The 548-nt window shown below is 37.6% G+C and carries 1 protein-coding gene; it reads left to right on the top strand.

The genetic code is table 11. The features are described 5' to 3' along the window. Positions 1–548 (top strand): RNA-guided endonuclease InsQ/TnpB family protein (locus GFJ36_RS18300; protein ID WP_157349700.1); only part of this gene is annotated, 548 nt, incomplete at both ends.

The following is a 548-nucleotide window of genomic DNA, read 5'->3' as shown; positions in this document are numbered from 1 at the left end:
ATGACACCTACTGGTAAATACTATGTGTCCATCTTGACTGAATATGAAAAAGAGATTGTACAAAAAGAAGTACAAAGTGTAGTTGGATTAGACTTCGCAATGGCTGAATTGTACGTGAGTAGCGAAGATGAGAAAGCCAATTATCCTCGCTTTTATCGTCAGATGTTAGAGAAATTAGCGAAGGCACAACGAGTATTAGCAAGACGTGTGAGAGGTTCAGAGCGCTGGAATAAACAACGCATTCGTGTAGCGAAATTGCATGAAAAGGTCGCCAATCAACGTAAAAATTTTCTTCATCATAAGTCTAAAGAATTAGCTACGAGTTTTGACGTTGTAGCAATCGAAGACTTACATATGAAAGGAATGTCACGAGCACTTAGATTTGGTAAGAGTGTAGCGGACAACGGTTGGAGGATGTTCACGACATTTTTAGCATATAAGCTACAAGAACAAGGAAAACAGCTTGTAAAAATAGATAAATGGTTTCCTTCTACAAAGATGTGTAGTAATTGTGGAAATAAAAAAGAAATGCCATTATGTGAACGCAC

This window comes from Bacillus sp. EE-W1 (genome assembly GCF_009760835.1).
Classification (GTDB): domain Bacteria; phylum Bacillota; class Bacilli; order Bacillales; family Bacillaceae_G; genus Bacillus_A; species Bacillus_A wiedmannii.
The sequence above is the reverse complement of the archived record's forward strand: the minus strand, read 5'-3'. Positions and strand labels throughout refer to the sequence as shown.